Below are 14,117 nucleotides of genomic sequence, written 5' to 3'. Positions count from 1 at the left end.
TTCAGAAAGGCATTCTGACATGTCTACCACGACCACGCGCCGCTACGTCAACGCGGGCGAAACGGTCCGCATCCGCGTCTTCCCCGGCAGCGAAGCCGCCGACCACGCCCGCATCACCGGGCACGTCGTCAACGTCCGCCTGCACGCCGACGACCGCGGCGGCCTGCACGGTGCCGTCCAGCAGGAACGCGGAGAGCTGACCTGGCTCACCCTCGGCGAGATCGGCCTCAACCAGGACGAGCACGGCCGCTGGTACGTGCCCGCCCACTGCGAGCCCCCGCACGACGAGCCCGCCTGCTGACCTCGGCCGCCGGGACCCGGCGGCCTCCTTCCCCTACCAAACGCACAACGAAAGGCATGCTCACGATGGCAACCCGACCCAAGCCCACCACCGGCCGCGCCGCCGACATGACCGACGCCGAGTGGGAGGCGTTCTGCGCCCGCAAGGACGCCGGCCGCGCCGCCGCGCACGCCGGGCAGATGAAGGCCGCGACCGCCCTGCAGGAGCACCCCGAGCTGGTCGACGGCTTCCGCGTGTTCGCCGCCCGCATGCACCCTTACAGCATCGGCAACGCCCTGCGGATCTTCGGTCAGGACCCCTCGGCGACCCGGGTCGACGCCCGGTTCTTCTGGGGCGGCAACGACCGGCGGATCCGTGAGGACGCCGCCCCGGTGTGGATCTACGCGCCGAAGGTCGAGCGCACCCGGACCGAGGAAGTGGTCGACCCGAAGACCGGCCAGACCGAGACCGTCGAGGAGCACTACTCCACGTGGCCCGTGGAGGACGTCTACCCGGTGTCCGCCACGGTGCCGAAGAACGGGCCGTGCATCTTCTGCGACACCCCCGAGGGCGGCACCTGCCCGCAGGAGTGCGCGGCGATGCAGCCCGCCGCCGGGCCGATCCCGTCGCGCGACGACGTCGTGGAGGTCCTGGACAAGACCCTCAAGGCCGTGGGCGGGTTCGACACCTCCGGCCTGGACGAGCTCCCCGACCCGTTCCCGGACGGCGCGACCACGCCGGGCCTCACCTGGAACACGCTGTCGGTGATCCGGCCGGCCGCCAAGGGCAAGGGCAAGGACAAGACGCGCCGTTACCGGTTCCTGTACGAGGCGGACCTCGAGACGGGCCGCATCCGGTACGCGGTGGCCGGGTTCGGGGTGATCTGGCTCGGCCCCGACACCTACGCCTACGGCGGCAGCGACCCGGACAAGCTCCGCGTCGAGTACGGCGACATGCGCCCGACGTCGGACTACCGGATCACGAACGGGTCGATGCCCGCGCCGCACGCGCCGGTCGTCTACGGCATCACCCTCGGCGGCTACACCGTGGTCTCCCCGGACCGGCGTACCGAGGACAGCCGGTTCTGGCTGAACGTATGGCGGGTCGGCTCGTACCACCGGAGCGTGCCGGACGCCACCCGCGACCACGTCGCCCAGGTGGTGCGGCAGCTCATCGACCACTACGAGAGCTGCCCGGAGCGGGCCGACGTCGAGGCCGCGCACGCTCGCCTCCACGCCCCTCAGCGGGCCGCCGAGCATGCCGACAAGGCCGCGAAGCTCCGCGCGAAGATGGCCGACCTGCAAGCGAAGCTCACCGCCGAGGAGAGCGCCGCCGCCGCGCAGGCCGCGCTGATCGGAGGCTCGGAGTGACGCCGCCGCCGGTCCCGGCGCTGCTCGCGAACCTGCCGACCTGGCGCGGGATCGTCGTGCCGTACGTGACGCTGCGGCACGACGACGGGACCCCGCTGCTGGGCGAGGTCAACCGACCTCGCCTCGCCGAGTGCCTGCACGACGCACGCTGCCAGCTGTGCCACGCCCCGCTGAAGACGGCGGACGCCGCGGTGCTGATGGCCCGGCCGATGGACTTCGGGCAGGGCTACGTCAACGAGCCCGCGCAGCACCCATGGTGCGCGGCCTACGCCGTGAAGGCGTGCCCGATGCTGTCGGGGCGGCTGGACCGCAACCGGGTCCGGCTCCGTTCGTCGCACTGCTGCGGTGACCCCGGGTGCGTGTGCGCCGAATGGGCGAAGCAGGAGCCCAGCATCGACGCGCAGATCCGCGCGGGGCAGCCCGCCAGCCCGTGGTTCTCCGTCCGGTTCCCCGTCACCGCGTACACGCTGCGGCGCTCCGCGCGGGGACCCGCCAAGGGCGTCGCGCTGCCCGACCGGTCGATCACGAAAATCCGCCTGGTGTCCGCTGGCCGGCCCGACCGGGTGGACCTCACGCGGATCCTGCTGTTCGACCTGCCCTGGACGTAGCGGAGGCGAGCCCGTTCGCGTCGGGCTCGCCCCTCACTCCCTGAGCGTACGGTCCGCCCCCGGCCGGGGGCGGACCGTAACGCCCTCCTGCTTACCCGGTAAGCACCCGCGCGCCGTACGGCCCGCGGCCCCGAACGAAAGGAACTCTTCTCGTGCCTGCCCCCACCCATCGGCGGCTCGCCGACGAGCTACGCCGCCTCCTGGACGGCAACAGCCTCTACACCGCCATCGACGCACGCAACCGCGCGTGGACCGCCGTGCTCGTCCGCACCGAGCACACCCTGCCCGACGACGGCGACGTCACGGTCCACGTCATCGACAACGGCATCGGCGTCCGCTATGAGGTGTACGAGCCGCAGGAGAACGACAGCAGCCGCCTGCACACGCCTCCCGACCTGCCCGGCGTGGTCCGCCTCGTCCTCGACCTCACCCGCCGGGACCCCCGATGAGCCGCCGACCGGACGCCCCGTACCGGGTGGGACAGCTCGTATGGGCCTGCTACGCCCCGCACGGCGTCAACCCGATCATCCGCGCGCTGGTGCCCGTCACCCGGGTCATGACCTACGGCAGCGTCCACCACCCCCGGACCGCCTGGAAGGCCACCATCACCGACCCGCCGCACCGGTTCGGCGACGTCGACTACCCCGTCGACCACGACGGTGCCGGGGCCGACGAGTACGGGGTGCTGTCCCGCTCGGCTGCCCCTGGATCATCGCCGCCCCCACCCCGCTTCTGGAAAGGACCCTTACCTGATGAGCTTCACCCCTGACGCCGAGGACCTGATCACCTACTCCGTCTGCGACGGCCCGGACGGCTGCGGAGCGGAAGCCGGTCAGCCGTGCCACGGCTACTGCATCGCCACGTTCAGCGGCGAACCGGTCTCCGGCGCGGTCGACGGGTTCGGCCTGGTCCACTCCGACGCCGACCCCGGCCTGTGAGGAGCGCCACCGTGCTCGCTTACCCGGTAAGCACCCCGCAGGGCCCGCCCCGCATCTGGGCGGTCATCCTCAACGAACTCGTCCTCGCCGGGCGGCCCTGCGCCGACTGGTGGCAGCTGTACCGGCCCCGGTTCGAGACCAGCGGACAGGTCACCGTCCTGGGCAGCGGCGTGCCCGGCGACCTCATCCAGCTCGGCCCCTACGACCGCGAGACCGCGGACTTCATCCGTGGCCACCTGATCGAGCACGACGTGCCGCAGGGCGCGGTGAAGATCCGCCGCTGGAAGGCCAAGCCGTGACCGGCCCGGCCGAACCGCGCGGCGCGGTCGCCCGCCATGACCAGTGGCGCACCACCCACCTGGCCGAGCGCAATGGCCTGTGGTGCATCCGCATCGGTCATCCCGGCTACGCCCGCTCGGGAGGCCTGTTCGCGGCGGCGGTCTCGGCCGCGCCGCTGTGCCGCCCCACGATGATCGTGCGGTGGGGTCCCGCCGACGACGGCGGGGCCGTCGACAAGAGGGGCGCCTGCCTGGGCTGCACCTGGGAGGGCCCTACCCGGCGTTCCGTTAACGACGCCGTGGAGGACGCCCACGATCACGCGTGGCCGTCCTGGCGGTCCCTGCTGGCGGTTCGGGAGCTGCGGACCAGCAGCCACGACCCAGAAGCGGTGCGCCGCTGGCGGCTGCAGGTCACCTCCTCCTACCCGCCCGGGTGGCTGGAGAGCGGCGGCCCGATAGTGGTGCGGCGCCGCAACCCTGACGACCGCATGCACCGGGCCGGGAAAGCGCCCAGCGGCGGTTACGAGATCGTCGCCGTGCCCGATCTCCGGGAAGAAAGCAGCGGTGAGGCGGTGCAGGGAACCCTGCCGGGCCTCTAGATTACGAATGCACAAGCGCATTCGATAGCACGGAATCCCCTGAAGCAAGGAGCCCGCATGAACAAGCGTGAACTGATCGAGAAGGCCGCCGAGAACACCGGCCAGTCGATGAAGGTCGTGGCCGCTGTCCTGGATGCGGTCCTGGACACCATCCAGAGCACCGTGGCCGACGACGGCAAGGTCTCCATTGCCGGCTGGGGCAAGTTCGAGCTGGCCAAGCGCGCCGCCCGCATGGCCCGTAATCCCTCTACCGGCGAGCCGATCACCCTCGCGCCGACCGTCAGGCCGGTGTTCCGGGCCGGCACGGGCTTCATCGGCCTGACCCGGCAGAAGCACGCCGCCGGTAAGTAGCGCCGCACGATCCCGAGGGGCGGGCCGTACGGTCCGCCCCCTCCCATGACTTCACCCAGAATCCGCGTGCATCCAAGACGTGCATGAATTCATGCACTACGGTGGGAGCATGGCAACAACACGAGTGAACCTGACCATTGACGAGGGCGCTCTCGCCGACGCCCGCGACATCGCCAACCACCTCGGCATCTCCCTCTCCGACTACGTCACCCAGGCCCTCGCCGAGGCGAATCTCGCCTCCGCCGCAGCCGCCGCACCCACGTGGCACCAGCAGATCGCCAGCCAGCGCGCCCGCTTCGAAGGCTTCGCCGCCGCCGCGCAGAAGGAACTGGCCGAGACCCGCACCACCGGACAGGCAGGTCATGCTGCCTGACTCCCCTACGTTCGGCACCATCTGGTACGCCAAGGGCGGCGTCTACGGGCCCGAGCCGGTCATGGTGATCAGCTCCCCCGCGATGCCGCGCCTGGCTCCCGGCCGCGTCGCCGTCGTCCAGGTCGTCCGCCTCGACGACCCGTGGCCCAAGCCGCACCCGATGATCGCCGAAACCATCCCCGGCGTCGGCATCGCTGCCCTCACCGACTTCACCACCATCCCCCAAGGCTGGTTCATCGACCCCCAGCCATTCGCCCGGCTCGACCCCTCCCGGCACGCCGACGTTGCCCGCCGGATCCGCAACCTCATCGGCCCCTGATCCACGATGAGAGGGCTTGTGACTTGTGAGAGGCGTCAATGCAAGGCATGCGATGACTGTCGGCAGCATGTGACGGCGAGCTAGGGTGCTTACCGGGTAAGCACCCGCCAGGCTCAATGGCGAGGGAGAGAGGTGGTGCCTCTCCCTCGCCGTACTGTGATAACCGTCCAGCTTCACGAGTGCCTTCAGCTTGCTTCGACCTCCACGATCTTTACAGAGCTCCTGGCAGGCAGACTGCACCAGCTATCCGAGAGACCATAAAGTTCAACGGTAACGGTCCGTCCTGGTCGTACGTCCCACACGAAGTCGTAGGAGCGCGTCATCTGGGCTCCCACAGTAACGATCCCCTCGATGGAATAGCTCTTCGTGGTCGTGGTGTTGTTGCGGATGGTGCCCTTGGCGTTGACACTGCCATAGCAGTCTCCCGACCCGTTTGAATAGCCCAACTCGAACACGGGTTTCATCGTGATCGTGTAGGGGGGCTTGAGCGCAGTGAAGTAGACCGTGGGGTTGCCCACGGCTCTCCAGCCTTTCGAGCCCAGTTTGACGAGCCACGCGGTGCGGCCCATTGGCGCGAGGTTGACGCTCTTGCTCACCGTGATGCAGCTGATCTTGCAGACTTTCTGTTTGATGCCGATCTTCGTGTTGTACTTGGTCTTGTTCGCCACCCGGGCGGAGAGGTAGAGCGAGCTGCTCTTGGTGACGACGCCGGTCGTCACGCTGTACGAGTTCGTGACTCTTGATCCGGCATGCGCTGGGATCGCCGAGATCATGATGGATCCGGCGGCGATGATCGCCCCTAGGGGAAGTGCCCGGATGATCCGCTTCATGGTTCCCTCGTTTGCTTAAAACGGTCATAAATCCATAAACACCCTATAAGTTGACATTAATGCTTTGAACGCTCGCCAGCTCCGACATGACACAGGGGGAGGCGTGAACGCCTCCCCCTGTGAGTAAAGATCCGTCACCGTGCTGTAGTGGCCGTCAGCAGCTCCACCAGCGCCTCTAGGTGCTCCGGCCGCATCTGCGCCCGCAGTGTGGCCGCGACCTCGGTCGGCGACCCGAGCGGCAGCGTCACGTACGGTCCGCCCGCCCCTGCGGGCTTGGGCGTCTTCCCGCGTGGCTCCGCCGGAGTGCTTACCGGGTAAGCACCCTCCTGCGCTCCCCCGTCGCTCTCCCCCGCCGACGCGGGCGAAGACGCGGGGGTCGGGCCAGGCGGCTCGACTTCCGGAGCGAGCTCGGGAAGGTACTGCTCCTCCGGCGGCAGCTTCCCGATCACCCGGGCGTCCCGCACCGACAGCCGGCCGTCCTCCAGCGCCTCCTGGAGATCTGGCCGCAGGTTCAGCAGGGTGAGCCGCTGGGAGGCCCACCCGCTCGACTTGCCCAGGCGGCGCGCGGCCTCCCGTCCGGAGAAGCTGCGCAGCTCCATGAGCTTGGCCAGGCCCCGGGCCTCCTCCAGCGGCGACAGGCCGTCCTGGTGGAGGTTCTCGATCAGGGCGCGTTCCTCGGCGGACTCCGCCGACTCGCGGACCTTCACCGGGACCTCGTCCAGGCCCGCGAGTTCGGCCGCGTGGCGGCGCCGGTGCCCGTGGTGGATGACGAACGGCCGCTCCCCGACGTGCTCGGCGTGGTGCGGGTAGACGGCCAGCCAGATGTCGCGGGGCACGACGACGATGTCCTGCAAGACACCGTCCTCGCGGATCGTCTCAGCCAGGCCCTCCAGCTCGCGCAGCGTCTCGCGCGGGTTGTCGGGGTTGTCGGCGAGATCGGCCAGCTTCACCATGCCCGGCCAGGCCGGGGCGGGCTCGCTGGGGACCGTCTCGACCGCTGGGGTGATCGGCCAGGAAGCTCCCGCCAGAGGTGACACGGGTTCGGTGTGCTCGGCACCCTCAGCCAGCGCGCTGACGCCACCGATGCGTGCCTTGGTCTTGGGCGGGCGCCGCCGCCCTGCAGCGTTGCCAGCGGTCATGCGGCGACCTCAGCGAGGTACTCGGCGGTGAGTTCATCGCCGATCTCCTGGTACTCGCCCAGGTCGTCCAGCGGGTTGGTGGAACGGACCGCCGTGCGGTACCACTTCCAGTTCGACGCCTGCGCCTCGAACACCTCGTATTCGGCGGCGTCGAACTTGTCGCGGGCCTCCGCGCCTTCCTTCGACGGGTGTGTGGGCACTTTGGTCAGCAGCACCCGCACCCGGATCTCCTGGGGCGCTCCCTGCGCGGCGGCGGCCGCCGCCGCGAACGTAGGCGGGACGCGCTCCATCTCGGCCTCGGTCGGCGCGGTCGCGATGATCAGCTCATGCGACTTGCGGACGGCGGCCTTGAAGATCTCGTCGCTTTCCCCGCCGGTGTCCACGATGATCACGTCGAACTCCCCGGCTCGGTCGTCAATGAAGTCACCGACGTGCTTAGACGGGAAGGTGTCCAGCTTGAACGGCCAGGTCACCCCGGCCTTGGCGAGCGTGCGGTACCACGAGTACCCGGTCTGGCTCAGCGGGTCGGCATCGATGACCAGCACGCGCAGCCCGTGGACGAGCGCGAAGTACGCGGCGAGGAAGAACGCGCTGGTGGTCTTACCAACGCCGCCCTTCAAGCAGCCGATGGTAATGACCAGGGGTTTCGGCAGATGCAGAGCCGGCGGCTGCCGGGTGGGTTCGGACATGGGGGCCTCCTGTAGCGAGTCGCGTCCCGGCTGGGAGCCGGAGCGCATTGCACATCCTAGGGATTCACGCACGGCAGGGTCGGGGCGTCACCGGGTGCGAACAGGCGAAAGGGCCGCCTCCCGGTGTGGGTGACGGCCCGCCGCTGGTCCTCGCTACAGGTCCGCTCGTCAGCATACCCGTCGCCCGCCGAGGTGATCAGCCACTGCAGGTCACTCGGGCATCGGCTCTGAGGGGAGCCGGTTCTCCGGGTTAACCGGGATACCGATCAGGTCGAAGTACGGGTCGAGTGCGTCGTCGTAGATGCCCTGCGGGCTCAGGCCGGTCATCTCGCAGGCCTTGGTGAGGCGAGCGTCGATGATCGGGTCGGCGCGGACGGTGATGGTCTCCCGCTCGTCCTTCACCACGCCCTTGCGGGGCCGGCGGGTGGCCGGGTCGCGGCGGGGCCGGTCGGGGCCGATGTCGAGGTCGGTGGGCACGCCGATCCGGTCGAAGTAGTGGGTCAGGGCGTCCTGGATAACGCCCTTGCGGCCAAGGCCGGTCTGCTCGCAGGCGACGGTGAGCCGGTCGACGGCGATGGGCCACATGCGGATCGTCAGGGGTCGTTGGCCGGTCCAGGTCGGGGCCTTGATCCGTTTGGGGCTGCGGGTGCTGCGGCTCGGCGGGGATGGGTTCTCGCCGGGGGCGATGAACAGGGGCTGGCGCAGGGAGTCGTCGGAGGGTGGCCGTTCCATGTGGTGGTCTCCGCTGTGGTGGGCCTCGCGCCGTGGGTGATGTCGTTACGCATGTTAGCGCTTTTTGCGTTGTTGAACGCGGGGGTGCATTCGCTCGCGGCGGTAGTGCAGGCGGTAGTCACCCCATTATGATCATTAATCGTCGCATATGCGCGACGGATGGGGTAGCATGGTCGCAGATCATCAAGCTGATGATCATGGAATTCGGTCGCCATTCCGACCGCGCCCGCCCGAACGAAAGGCACCACATGACCAGCCAGACCAGCACTTACGAATGCGGAAACGCATTCTTTAAGCCGCTCGCCCAGGTCATCCTCGCCACCGTCAACCACGGCGGAAAGGTCCATCTCGCCTGGGACCGACCCATCAACGGCTGCCAGCTCCTGTGCGGCAACCCCGCCCCCGTCGGCCAGACCCTCGCGGTCCTCGCCGACGACGGCGACCGCGAAGAGGTGTTCGACAAACTCCTGGCCGCCGCGGTGTCCGCCGACCGCCTGTGCCGGGCCTGCTTCGCCATCCGCACCCGCACCGCCTACACCGCTCTCGTCCACGACCTCACCCGGGCCCGCCGATGAGCTGGATCGCCGCCGCCGAGGTCGTCCCCGGCTACCTCGTCCGCAATCCCTATGGGTCGCGCAAGGTGTTCCTGGAGATCGAGGAAGTCGTCCGCTACCCCAGCCACATCGAGCTGGGCGGATGGAAGACCGACACCCGCACCCACGCCGATACCCGCTTCACCGGCGCCAAGTGGTCCTCCACCGGGCTGCTGTGGTTCATCGCCGACCAGCGCAGCGTCAAGGAGTACCCGCCCGTCCGCATCACCACCGAGCCGCTTACCCGGTAAGCACCCGGCCCGCCCGTCCGGCGGGCCACCCCTCAACCCCTTCTACGAGAGGCACCAGATGCCGTTCATCGACCGTGAGGACCACCGCGTCATGGAGCGCGCCCGCGACCTCCTCACCGAGCACCACACCATCATCACCACCGCCCTGCGGGTCTACGCCGAGCGCATGGACGCCGCCGCCACCGAAGCCAAGGCCGCCCACGAGACCGGCGCTGACACCCCACTCATCAGCAACGACGGCTTCCGCATGGCCGCCGAGCAGTTCACCTACTGCAGCGGCAAGGCCCGCGCCGCCGCCGAGGCCATCGACTCCTGGCAGGAGGACAGCGAGTGAACGCCACCCCGACATTCCAGGCCGTCCTGTGCGGCAGTGGCTTCAGCGTCCGCCGCACCGGCTGCCGCGACATCGCCCGCGACATCGCGCGCAGCGTCTCGGCGGTCGACGCGATCCCCGTCATCGCCACCGCGGCCGAAGCCATTGCGGCCGAGCTCAACCAGGACTTCATCGCCGAGGGCTCCATGACGGCGGACGAGGCCCTCGACTACGTCACCTTCGTCGGCTGCACGGGACTCGCGTGATGACCGCGCCCCTGCCGATCAGCCCGGACCGGCTCGGTGACGGCACCGGCATGGACACGCTGCTCGCCGCGCTGCGTGCCCTGTACGACACCGACGAGGTGCCGGTGGTGCGGCGTACTGCGGTACGGCGGACATGATCGAAAAATGTATGTAGTCTGCACGTAGTGAATGCGGTGGTGCATTCATAAGCGACTGCTATCCATCCCTCAGGAGGAAGCGATGACCGAGACGACCTTGTGCATTGCGCCGCGCTGCGGAGCGGGGAGCGGCCCTCGCCAGGCCGTCTCCGGTCATCTCACCTGCACGAGCTGCCTGACCCGCTGCCGCCGAGACCTGGCCGGGATGCCCGCGATCGTCCACTGGCTGGGCCTGCACACCATCCCCGGCGGGGCCGGAGGCGAGAAGGTCTCCGGCTCCCGGGAGAAGCCCGTCCCCGTGCGCCTGGACGTGCTCGCGGCCATCTCCCCGGCCGCCGAACACGTCACCGACCTCTACGGCGACCAGACCGGCCCGCCGTCCATCCCCACCACGCTGAAGTCCTGGGTATGGCTGATCTGCGAGCACCGCGGCCTGACCTACCCCGAGCGGGCCGACGCCGGCGAGCTGGCCGGCTTCCTGCTTCGGCACCTGGACTGGGCCGCCGCGCGGCCGTGGATCGGTGAGCTGATCGGCGAGGTCGCGCACCTGCGGAAGGTCGCGCACACGCTCGCGCCGTGGGAGGTCCACGTGCAGGCGCTCGTCGCGCCGTGCCCCTCGTGCGACATCCGCGCCCTGATGCGGATCGCGGGCGAGCCGTACATCGAGTGCGACCAGCGGATCGGGGGGTGCGGTAACTGCTGGACCGAAGCCGAGTACGAGCGCCATGTGGCTGAGCTCACCAGCGCGTAAACACGACGGAAATGTATCATGATGACTATGACGACGCTCCCGCCTCCGCCCCCGTATGAGCAGGTAGCCGCCGCCGAGAAGCGGCTGACCGCAGCGGCGAAGGCTTTCCACGCGGCTCTGCTGGTGCCGCTCACCGATCCCGACACCGGCAAGGAGATGCTGCCGCGCACGCCGCTCGCGGATGTGCTGCGGCTGAACGAGATCGCGATCCGCCGCGCCCACCCCAAGAGCGCGAAGCGGCACCTGGAGCAGTTCGCCGCCGCCGAGCGCGAGCTGTACGACGCGATCCTGGAAGCCACCCGGCCGGCGGACGGTGAAGGAGTCTCCAGCTACCCGCGGGTGCCGTTGCGCAAGCGGGCCAAGCTGGCGGGCCTGACGGTGTACGCGATCGAGCGGATTGTCGCGGCGGGGGGCAGGCCGTCGTAGGATCGCGGGTGGGTGAAACTGTCATAGATCCCGTGGAAAGGCCCCGACTGCTTCGGTAGCCGGGGCCTTTCTGCGTCTTCCGGCCCACGTGCGGGTGAAATCTGTTGGACGTTCGTTGGAACGGTTCGGTTGTCACATCCCGATCAAGAATCTGATATTTCCACTGGCGATACCCCCATATGGTGAACAATCGGGTGCATGGCTCGCATCAGTCCACCTCTCCGGCTTGAGAAGCTTGGGGAACATCTCCGGGACCTCCGTGACGGGCGCGGGCTGAAGCTCTCCGACGCCGCCGCCGCCACGGGCATGTCGGTTGCGAAGATCAGCCGCATGGAGAACGGAACCAACCAGGTGACCAGCGGCGATGTCGACAACCTTCTCGATGTCTACGAGGCCGACGAGGGAACCCGGATCGTCTGCATGCAGCTTGTCGAGCAGTCGCAGTTGCCTCCGTGGTGGAAATCTCACCAGAAGGCCCTCTACACGCCGTACATCGCGTTGGAGACCGAGGCCCGGGAGAAGCGGTCGTGGCAGCCGCTCCTGATCCCGGGCCTGCTGCAGACGCCGGAGTACGCGCGGGCGGTCATCGCGGCGGACCGGCCGTGGGAGACCACGGATCTGCTCACGATGCTCGTGCGCGCCCGAATGGCGAGGAAGTGGGTTCTGACCTGCGATGATCCGCTGATGATGCACGTCGTCATCGGGGAGGAAGCGCTCCGCCGGCCGACCGGCGGGCAGGAGGTGATGGCCCGCCAGCTCGACCATCTCCTGCAGGTGGTCGAGCGGCCGAACATCACGGTGCGGATCATGCCGTCGTCGGTCGGTGCTCACGCGGGCATGGCCGGGCCGTTCCTGCTGCTGACCTTCCCCGATATGCCGACAGCGTTGTTCCGGGAGTCCGGGGCTGATGGAATGATCGACCAGGGTCCGCAGGTGGAGGAGTTCGAGAAGCGGTGGCATCACATCGTGGCGGCCGCGTTGCCGCCCGAGGCGTCCATGGATCTCATCGCCAGCATCAGAGGGGAGGCGGCGCATGCTGACCTCGCAGTGGATCACCGCGTCTGAAAGCGGCGGGTGCGTGGAGGTGCGGCTGGCCGCCGACGGCCTGGGCGTCGAGGTGAGGGACACCAAGGACGCCGGGAAGGGCCCGGTGCTGACGTTCACCGAAGGCGAGTGGCGGGACTTCACCCGAGGTGTCCGGCGGGACGTCTTCGATCATCCGCGGTGGGTGGGCGCTGGAGCCGCCGGATAGGGGAAGGTCTCCGGCGACTCCCTCGGCCTCAGCGATCAGCCCGCGGGATAACTCTGTCCATGTTCAAGGCCCAGGTCGTAGGCCGCGGCTGCGGGCAGAGGGACCGTACGGCGACGGCCGAGGGATGCATGCAGCCCGAGGGCAGAGCTGGCGGCGACGAGCCCGTAGAACAGCCGTGTGGCGTTCTCGCCGTCCGCATAGGGGGTTGCGATGCCGACGATGAGGATGCCGCCTGCGCCGATCCCGGCGAGCGCGGCCAGTATCCCCGTCAGCGTGGTTCGTCTCATGTGGTTGTTGTGCACCTTCCCGTACTGGAGCGGTGGACCGCTTCACCAGTCTTGAAGATCACACTCTTCCACTCGTGGAATTCTCACGGCACCTCTAGTGGGCTCATGAAGCCGTATTGTTATGATTGTTTCCTAATGCACAATTCTTTTGCGTCATGTCCGAATTTGTCAAGAATCCGTGCAGGCCGCCTCACTCTTCGGATCTGACGGTTGCCATTACCCGGGCGAGGAGCTTGCGAATCATCTGCTCCTTGTCTCCTTCTGTCCACTCCGCCGATCGGCGAATGTCCTGCACTTTCTGCAATAGGTCCATCACCACCCGCTCAGGCGTCAGATCATCCAGTTCGGCCAGCACGGGGTCGGCGGCAACCCGGCGCTCGGCCTCCGCCCGGAGAAGCTGGGCGGCTGCGGGACGCCCAGCTTCTTCAAGCTGTTCCGGGGTCGCGCCGACGACCAGGGCCATCAAGGCGAGCTGCTTGTCCGAGGCCTCGGTCCTGCCGCTTTCGATGTTGCGCCAGGTCCCTTCACTGAACGCATTCTCAGGGCTGATGGCGGCGGCACGGCGGTTGGCTTCCCGGATGGCCATCTCCTTGGAGATGCTGCCTTCGCGCCGGCGTAGGCGGGTGATGAGTACCGCTTCCGGTGGTGGGGACGGGGTGTCTCGTCGGACGGGTGACATGGCGCTCTCCTTCGTGCCTTTCGCTGATTTTGCGCATCTAATGCGGTTACGCGCAACGGTATCAGCGTGCGCCGTATAGCACATGGCACCGACAAGATCAACTTCACTTTGTGACTCTCTGTAGTCAACAGATTGATCTCGTTACGCAGATTACGCGCAACGAGTTGACTTATGCGCAACGGGGAGTATCTTGGGATCATGAAGTACGACCGTAGAAACCAAGATCAATTAGGGGGTAAGGGGTGGTCAGAGCAGTGAACAAGCCCGACCCCGCGCCCGATAGCACCACCGACGCCCTCCGCGTCGACCTAACGCTGCGTGACATCCCCTCCGGCACCCCCACCGTGTCGCCCGCCGGGAGCACCCAGGCCGCTGAACTCGTCGCGCGCATCCGCAGAGGCGACAGCATCACCGCCGAGGAGATCGCCGCCCTGCACCTGCAAAACGTCGCCGAAGCCCACAACCTGCTGCGCGTCAGCAAGGCCACCGTGCGCAACATGGTGACCCGGCGCGACCTCGACGGCTTCCGCGTCGGCGGCCAGTTCCTCATCCCCCTGGCCAGCATCACCGGCTATCTGGCCGACAACTACACCGCCGAGGACGACATCCCCGGCGCCAGCACCGCCGCGTAACCCTCCACCCGAAACGGGGAACGC

The 14,117-nt window shown here is 68.4% G+C and carries 27 protein-coding genes; 21 read left to right on the top strand and 6 right to left on the bottom strand.

All coding sequences use genetic code 11. The features are described 5' to 3' along the window. Positions 1-19: 19 nt before the first annotated feature. The 11 genes from IEZ07_RS28470 to IEZ07_RS28420 all read left to right on the top strand — a co-directional run bounded on the left by IEZ07_RS28470 (position 20) and on the right by IEZ07_RS28420 (position 5,116). Positions 20-301, top strand: coding sequence for a hypothetical protein (locus tag IEZ07_RS28470; protein ID WP_191897594.1), 282 nt, complete (start codon positions 20-22; stop codon positions 299-301). Between the two features lie 56 nt (positions 302-357). Continuing rightward, positions 358-1,650: a hypothetical protein gene (locus tag IEZ07_RS28465; RefSeq protein WP_191897593.1), complete on the top strand. Its 1,293-nt coding sequence runs from the start codon at positions 358-360 to the stop codon at positions 1,648-1,650. After that, on the top strand, positions 1,647-2,258 hold the full coding sequence (locus tag IEZ07_RS28460; RefSeq protein ID WP_191897592.1) for a hypothetical protein: 612 nt from the start codon (positions 1,647-1,649) through the stop codon (positions 2,256-2,258). Before IEZ07_RS28465 ends, IEZ07_RS28460 begins: the two co-directional genes overlap by 4 nt. Before the next feature lie 152 nt (positions 2,259-2,410). Then, entirely contained in the window at positions 2,411-2,707 is a 297-nt protein-coding gene (locus tag IEZ07_RS28455) for a hypothetical protein (RefSeq protein WP_191897591.1), read from the top strand. Next, positions 2,704-3,027 (top strand): hypothetical protein, encoded by a 324-nt coding sequence (locus IEZ07_RS28450; RefSeq protein WP_191897590.1) that lies wholly within the window; start codon positions 2,704-2,706, stop codon positions 3,025-3,027. The genes IEZ07_RS28455 and IEZ07_RS28450 overlap by 4 nt, the downstream gene beginning before the upstream one ends. Further along, positions 3,011-3,196, top strand: coding sequence for a hypothetical protein (locus IEZ07_RS28445; RefSeq protein ID WP_191897589.1), 186 nt, complete (start codon positions 3,011-3,013; stop codon positions 3,194-3,196). Before IEZ07_RS28450 ends, IEZ07_RS28445 begins: the two co-directional genes overlap by 17 nt. Positions 3,197-3,207: 11 nt before the next feature. Next, positions 3,208-3,495 (top strand): hypothetical protein, encoded by a 288-nt coding sequence (locus IEZ07_RS28440; RefSeq protein WP_191897588.1) that lies wholly within the window; start codon positions 3,208-3,210, stop codon positions 3,493-3,495. Then, positions 3,492-4,073 (top strand): DUF6349 family protein, encoded by a 582-nt coding sequence (locus IEZ07_RS28435; protein ID WP_191897587.1) that lies wholly within the window; start codon positions 3,492-3,494, stop codon positions 4,071-4,073. Before IEZ07_RS28440 ends, IEZ07_RS28435 begins: the two co-directional genes overlap by 4 nt. 57 nt (positions 4,074-4,130) lie before the next feature. Then, on the top strand, positions 4,131-4,424 hold the full coding sequence (locus tag IEZ07_RS28430) for an HU family DNA-binding protein (protein ID WP_191897586.1): 294 nt from the start codon (positions 4,131-4,133) through the stop codon (positions 4,422-4,424). Between the two features lie 109 nt (positions 4,425-4,533). Beyond that, entirely contained in the window at positions 4,534-4,797 is a 264-nt protein-coding gene (locus IEZ07_RS28425; protein WP_191897585.1) for a hypothetical protein, read from the top strand. Further along, positions 4,787-5,116 carry a hypothetical protein gene (locus tag IEZ07_RS28420; RefSeq protein ID WP_191897584.1) on the top strand — a complete coding sequence of 110 codons (330 nt, stop codon included), beginning with the start codon at positions 4,787-4,789 and terminating at the stop codon, positions 5,114-5,116. Before IEZ07_RS28425 ends, IEZ07_RS28420 begins: the two co-directional genes overlap by 11 nt. Positions 5,117-5,301: 185 nt before the next feature. Here IEZ07_RS28420 and IEZ07_RS28415 read toward each other — a convergent pair whose 3' ends face one another. From IEZ07_RS28415 to IEZ07_RS28400, 4 genes are all read right to left on the bottom strand, one after another. Next, positions 5,302-5,946, bottom strand: coding sequence for a hypothetical protein (locus IEZ07_RS28415; protein WP_191897583.1), 645 nt, complete (start codon positions 5,944-5,946; stop codon positions 5,302-5,304). A 134-nt stretch (positions 5,947-6,080) separates the two neighbouring features. Then, entirely contained in the window at positions 6,081-7,085 is a 1,005-nt protein-coding gene (locus IEZ07_RS28410) for a ParB/RepB/Spo0J family partition protein (protein WP_191897582.1), read from the bottom strand. Further along, on the bottom strand, positions 7,082-7,774 hold the full coding sequence (locus IEZ07_RS28405) for a ParA family protein (protein WP_191897581.1): 693 nt from the start codon (positions 7,772-7,774) through the stop codon (positions 7,082-7,084). Before IEZ07_RS28405 ends, IEZ07_RS28410 begins: the two co-directional genes overlap by 4 nt. Positions 7,775-7,984: 210 nt before the next feature. After that, positions 7,985-8,506, bottom strand: coding sequence for a hypothetical protein (locus IEZ07_RS28400; RefSeq protein ID WP_191897580.1), 522 nt, complete (start codon positions 8,504-8,506; stop codon positions 7,985-7,987). Positions 8,507-8,754: 248 nt separating this feature from the next. Between IEZ07_RS28400 and IEZ07_RS28395 the strand changes: the two genes are divergently transcribed. The 9 genes from IEZ07_RS28395 to IEZ07_RS28355 all read left to right on the top strand — a co-directional run bounded on the left by IEZ07_RS28395 (position 8,755) and on the right by IEZ07_RS28355 (position 12,495). Further along, positions 8,755-9,081 carry a hypothetical protein gene (locus IEZ07_RS28395; protein WP_191897579.1) on the top strand — a complete coding sequence of 109 codons (327 nt, stop codon included), beginning with the start codon at positions 8,755-8,757 and terminating at the stop codon, positions 9,079-9,081. Then, positions 9,078-9,350 carry a hypothetical protein gene (locus IEZ07_RS28390; RefSeq protein ID WP_191897578.1) on the top strand — a complete coding sequence of 91 codons (273 nt, stop codon included), beginning with the start codon at positions 9,078-9,080 and terminating at the stop codon, positions 9,348-9,350. The genes IEZ07_RS28395 and IEZ07_RS28390 overlap by 4 nt, the downstream gene beginning before the upstream one ends. 58 nt (positions 9,351-9,408) lie before the next feature. Then, entirely contained in the window at positions 9,409-9,684 is a 276-nt protein-coding gene (locus IEZ07_RS28385) for a hypothetical protein (protein ID WP_191897577.1), read from the top strand. After that, positions 9,681-9,929 (top strand): hypothetical protein, encoded by a 249-nt coding sequence (locus IEZ07_RS28380; RefSeq protein ID WP_191897576.1) that lies wholly within the window; start codon positions 9,681-9,683, stop codon positions 9,927-9,929. Before IEZ07_RS28385 ends, IEZ07_RS28380 begins: the two co-directional genes overlap by 4 nt. After that, positions 9,929-10,066, top strand: a complete 138-nt coding sequence (locus IEZ07_RS28375; protein WP_191897575.1) for a hypothetical protein — start codon at positions 9,929-9,931, stop codon at positions 10,064-10,066. The genes IEZ07_RS28380 and IEZ07_RS28375 overlap by 1 nt, the downstream gene beginning before the upstream one ends. An 82-nt stretch (positions 10,067-10,148) precedes the next feature. Then, positions 10,149-10,817 carry a hypothetical protein gene (locus IEZ07_RS28370; RefSeq protein ID WP_191897574.1) on the top strand — a complete coding sequence of 223 codons (669 nt, stop codon included), beginning with the start codon at positions 10,149-10,151 and terminating at the stop codon, positions 10,815-10,817. 27 nt (positions 10,818-10,844) lie between these two features. Next, a complete protein-coding gene (locus IEZ07_RS28365; protein WP_191897573.1) occupies positions 10,845-11,243 on the top strand; it encodes a hypothetical protein in 399 nt (132 codons plus the stop codon). Between the two features lie 198 nt (positions 11,244-11,441). Continuing rightward, the gene (locus IEZ07_RS28360) at positions 11,442-12,308 is read left to right on the top strand and encodes a helix-turn-helix domain-containing protein (protein WP_191897572.1); all 867 of its coding nucleotides are present in this window, start codon (positions 11,442-11,444) and stop codon (positions 12,306-12,308) included. After that, positions 12,277-12,495 (top strand): DUF397 domain-containing protein, encoded by a 219-nt coding sequence (locus IEZ07_RS28355; protein ID WP_191897571.1) that lies wholly within the window; start codon positions 12,277-12,279, stop codon positions 12,493-12,495. The genes IEZ07_RS28360 and IEZ07_RS28355 overlap by 32 nt, the downstream gene beginning before the upstream one ends. 35 nt (positions 12,496-12,530) lie before the next feature. Here the strand turns inward: IEZ07_RS28355 and IEZ07_RS28350 are convergent, their stop codons facing one another. After that, the gene (locus tag IEZ07_RS28350) at positions 12,531-12,782 is read right to left on the bottom strand and encodes a hypothetical protein (RefSeq protein WP_191897570.1); all 252 of its coding nucleotides are present in this window, start codon (positions 12,780-12,782) and stop codon (positions 12,531-12,533) included. A gap of 190 nt (positions 12,783-12,972) precedes the next feature. Then, a complete protein-coding gene (locus IEZ07_RS28345; RefSeq protein ID WP_191897569.1) occupies positions 12,973-13,461 on the bottom strand; it encodes a hypothetical protein in 489 nt (162 codons plus the stop codon). A 242-nt stretch (positions 13,462-13,703) separates the two neighbouring features. Here IEZ07_RS28345 and IEZ07_RS28340 point away from each other — a divergent pair, with 242 nt between their 5' ends. Then, a complete protein-coding gene (locus IEZ07_RS28340) occupies positions 13,704-14,093 on the top strand; it encodes a helix-turn-helix domain-containing protein (RefSeq protein WP_191897568.1) in 390 nt (129 codons plus the stop codon). Positions 14,094-14,117 lie beyond the last annotated feature (24 nt).

Origin of the sequence: Planomonospora parontospora, from assembly GCA_014647935.1 — a bacterium.
Taxonomy (GTDB): domain Bacteria; phylum Actinomycetota; class Actinomycetes; order Streptosporangiales; family Streptosporangiaceae; genus Planomonospora; species Planomonospora parontospora.
The sequence above is the reverse complement of the archived record's forward strand: the minus strand, read 5'-3'. Positions and strand labels throughout refer to the sequence as shown.

Bases quoted from the DNA above. Each gene is read 5' to 3' on its own strand.
- IEZ07_RS28470 (WP_191897594.1), top strand. From the start codon at position 20: ATGTCTACCACGACCACGCGCCGCTACGTCAACGCGGGCGAAACGGTC.
- IEZ07_RS28465 (WP_191897593.1), top strand. From the start codon at position 358: ATGCTCACGATGGCAACCCGACCCAAGCCCACCACCGGCCGCGCCGCC.
- IEZ07_RS28450 (WP_191897590.1), top strand. From the start codon at position 2,704: ATGAGCCGCCGACCGGACGCCCCGTACCGGGTGGGACAGCTCGTATGG.
- IEZ07_RS28445 (WP_191897589.1), top strand. From the start codon at position 3,011: ATGAGCTTCACCCCTGACGCCGAGGACCTGATCACCTACTCCGTCTGC.
- IEZ07_RS28430 (WP_191897586.1), top strand. From the start codon at position 4,131: ATGAACAAGCGTGAACTGATCGAGAAGGCCGCCGAGAACACCGGCCAG.
- IEZ07_RS28425 (WP_191897585.1), top strand. From the start codon at position 4,534: ATGGCAACAACACGAGTGAACCTGACCATTGACGAGGGCGCTCTCGCC.
- IEZ07_RS28420 (WP_191897584.1), top strand. From the start codon at position 4,787: ATGCTGCCTGACTCCCCTACGTTCGGCACCATCTGGTACGCCAAGGGC.
- IEZ07_RS28415 (WP_191897583.1), bottom strand. From the start codon at position 5,946: ATGAAGCGGATCATCCGGGCACTTCCCCTAGGGGCGATCATCGCCGCC.
- IEZ07_RS28410 (WP_191897582.1), bottom strand. From the start codon at position 7,085: ATGACCGCTGGCAACGCTGCAGGGCGGCGGCGCCCGCCCAAGACCAAG.
- IEZ07_RS28405 (WP_191897581.1), bottom strand. From the start codon at position 7,774: ATGTCCGAACCCACCCGGCAGCCGCCGGCTCTGCATCTGCCGAAACCC.
- IEZ07_RS28400 (WP_191897580.1), bottom strand. From the start codon at position 8,506: ATGGAACGGCCACCCTCCGACGACTCCCTGCGCCAGCCCCTGTTCATC.
- IEZ07_RS28395 (WP_191897579.1), top strand. From the start codon at position 8,755: ATGACCAGCCAGACCAGCACTTACGAATGCGGAAACGCATTCTTTAAG.
- IEZ07_RS28390 (WP_191897578.1), top strand. From the start codon at position 9,078: ATGAGCTGGATCGCCGCCGCCGAGGTCGTCCCCGGCTACCTCGTCCGC.
- IEZ07_RS28385 (WP_191897577.1), top strand. From the start codon at position 9,409: ATGCCGTTCATCGACCGTGAGGACCACCGCGTCATGGAGCGCGCCCGC.
- IEZ07_RS28375 (WP_191897575.1), top strand. From the start codon at position 9,929: ATGACCGCGCCCCTGCCGATCAGCCCGGACCGGCTCGGTGACGGCACC.
- IEZ07_RS28370 (WP_191897574.1), top strand. From the start codon at position 10,149: ATGACCGAGACGACCTTGTGCATTGCGCCGCGCTGCGGAGCGGGGAGC.
- IEZ07_RS28365 (WP_191897573.1), top strand. From the start codon at position 10,845: ATGACGACGCTCCCGCCTCCGCCCCCGTATGAGCAGGTAGCCGCCGCC.
- IEZ07_RS28360 (WP_191897572.1), top strand. From the start codon at position 11,442: ATGGCTCGCATCAGTCCACCTCTCCGGCTTGAGAAGCTTGGGGAACAT.
- IEZ07_RS28355 (WP_191897571.1), top strand. From the start codon at position 12,277: ATGCTGACCTCGCAGTGGATCACCGCGTCTGAAAGCGGCGGGTGCGTG.
- IEZ07_RS28350 (WP_191897570.1), bottom strand. From the start codon at position 12,782: ATGAGACGAACCACGCTGACGGGGATACTGGCCGCGCTCGCCGGGATC.
- IEZ07_RS28345 (WP_191897569.1), bottom strand. From the start codon at position 13,461: ATGTCACCCGTCCGACGAGACACCCCGTCCCCACCACCGGAAGCGGTA.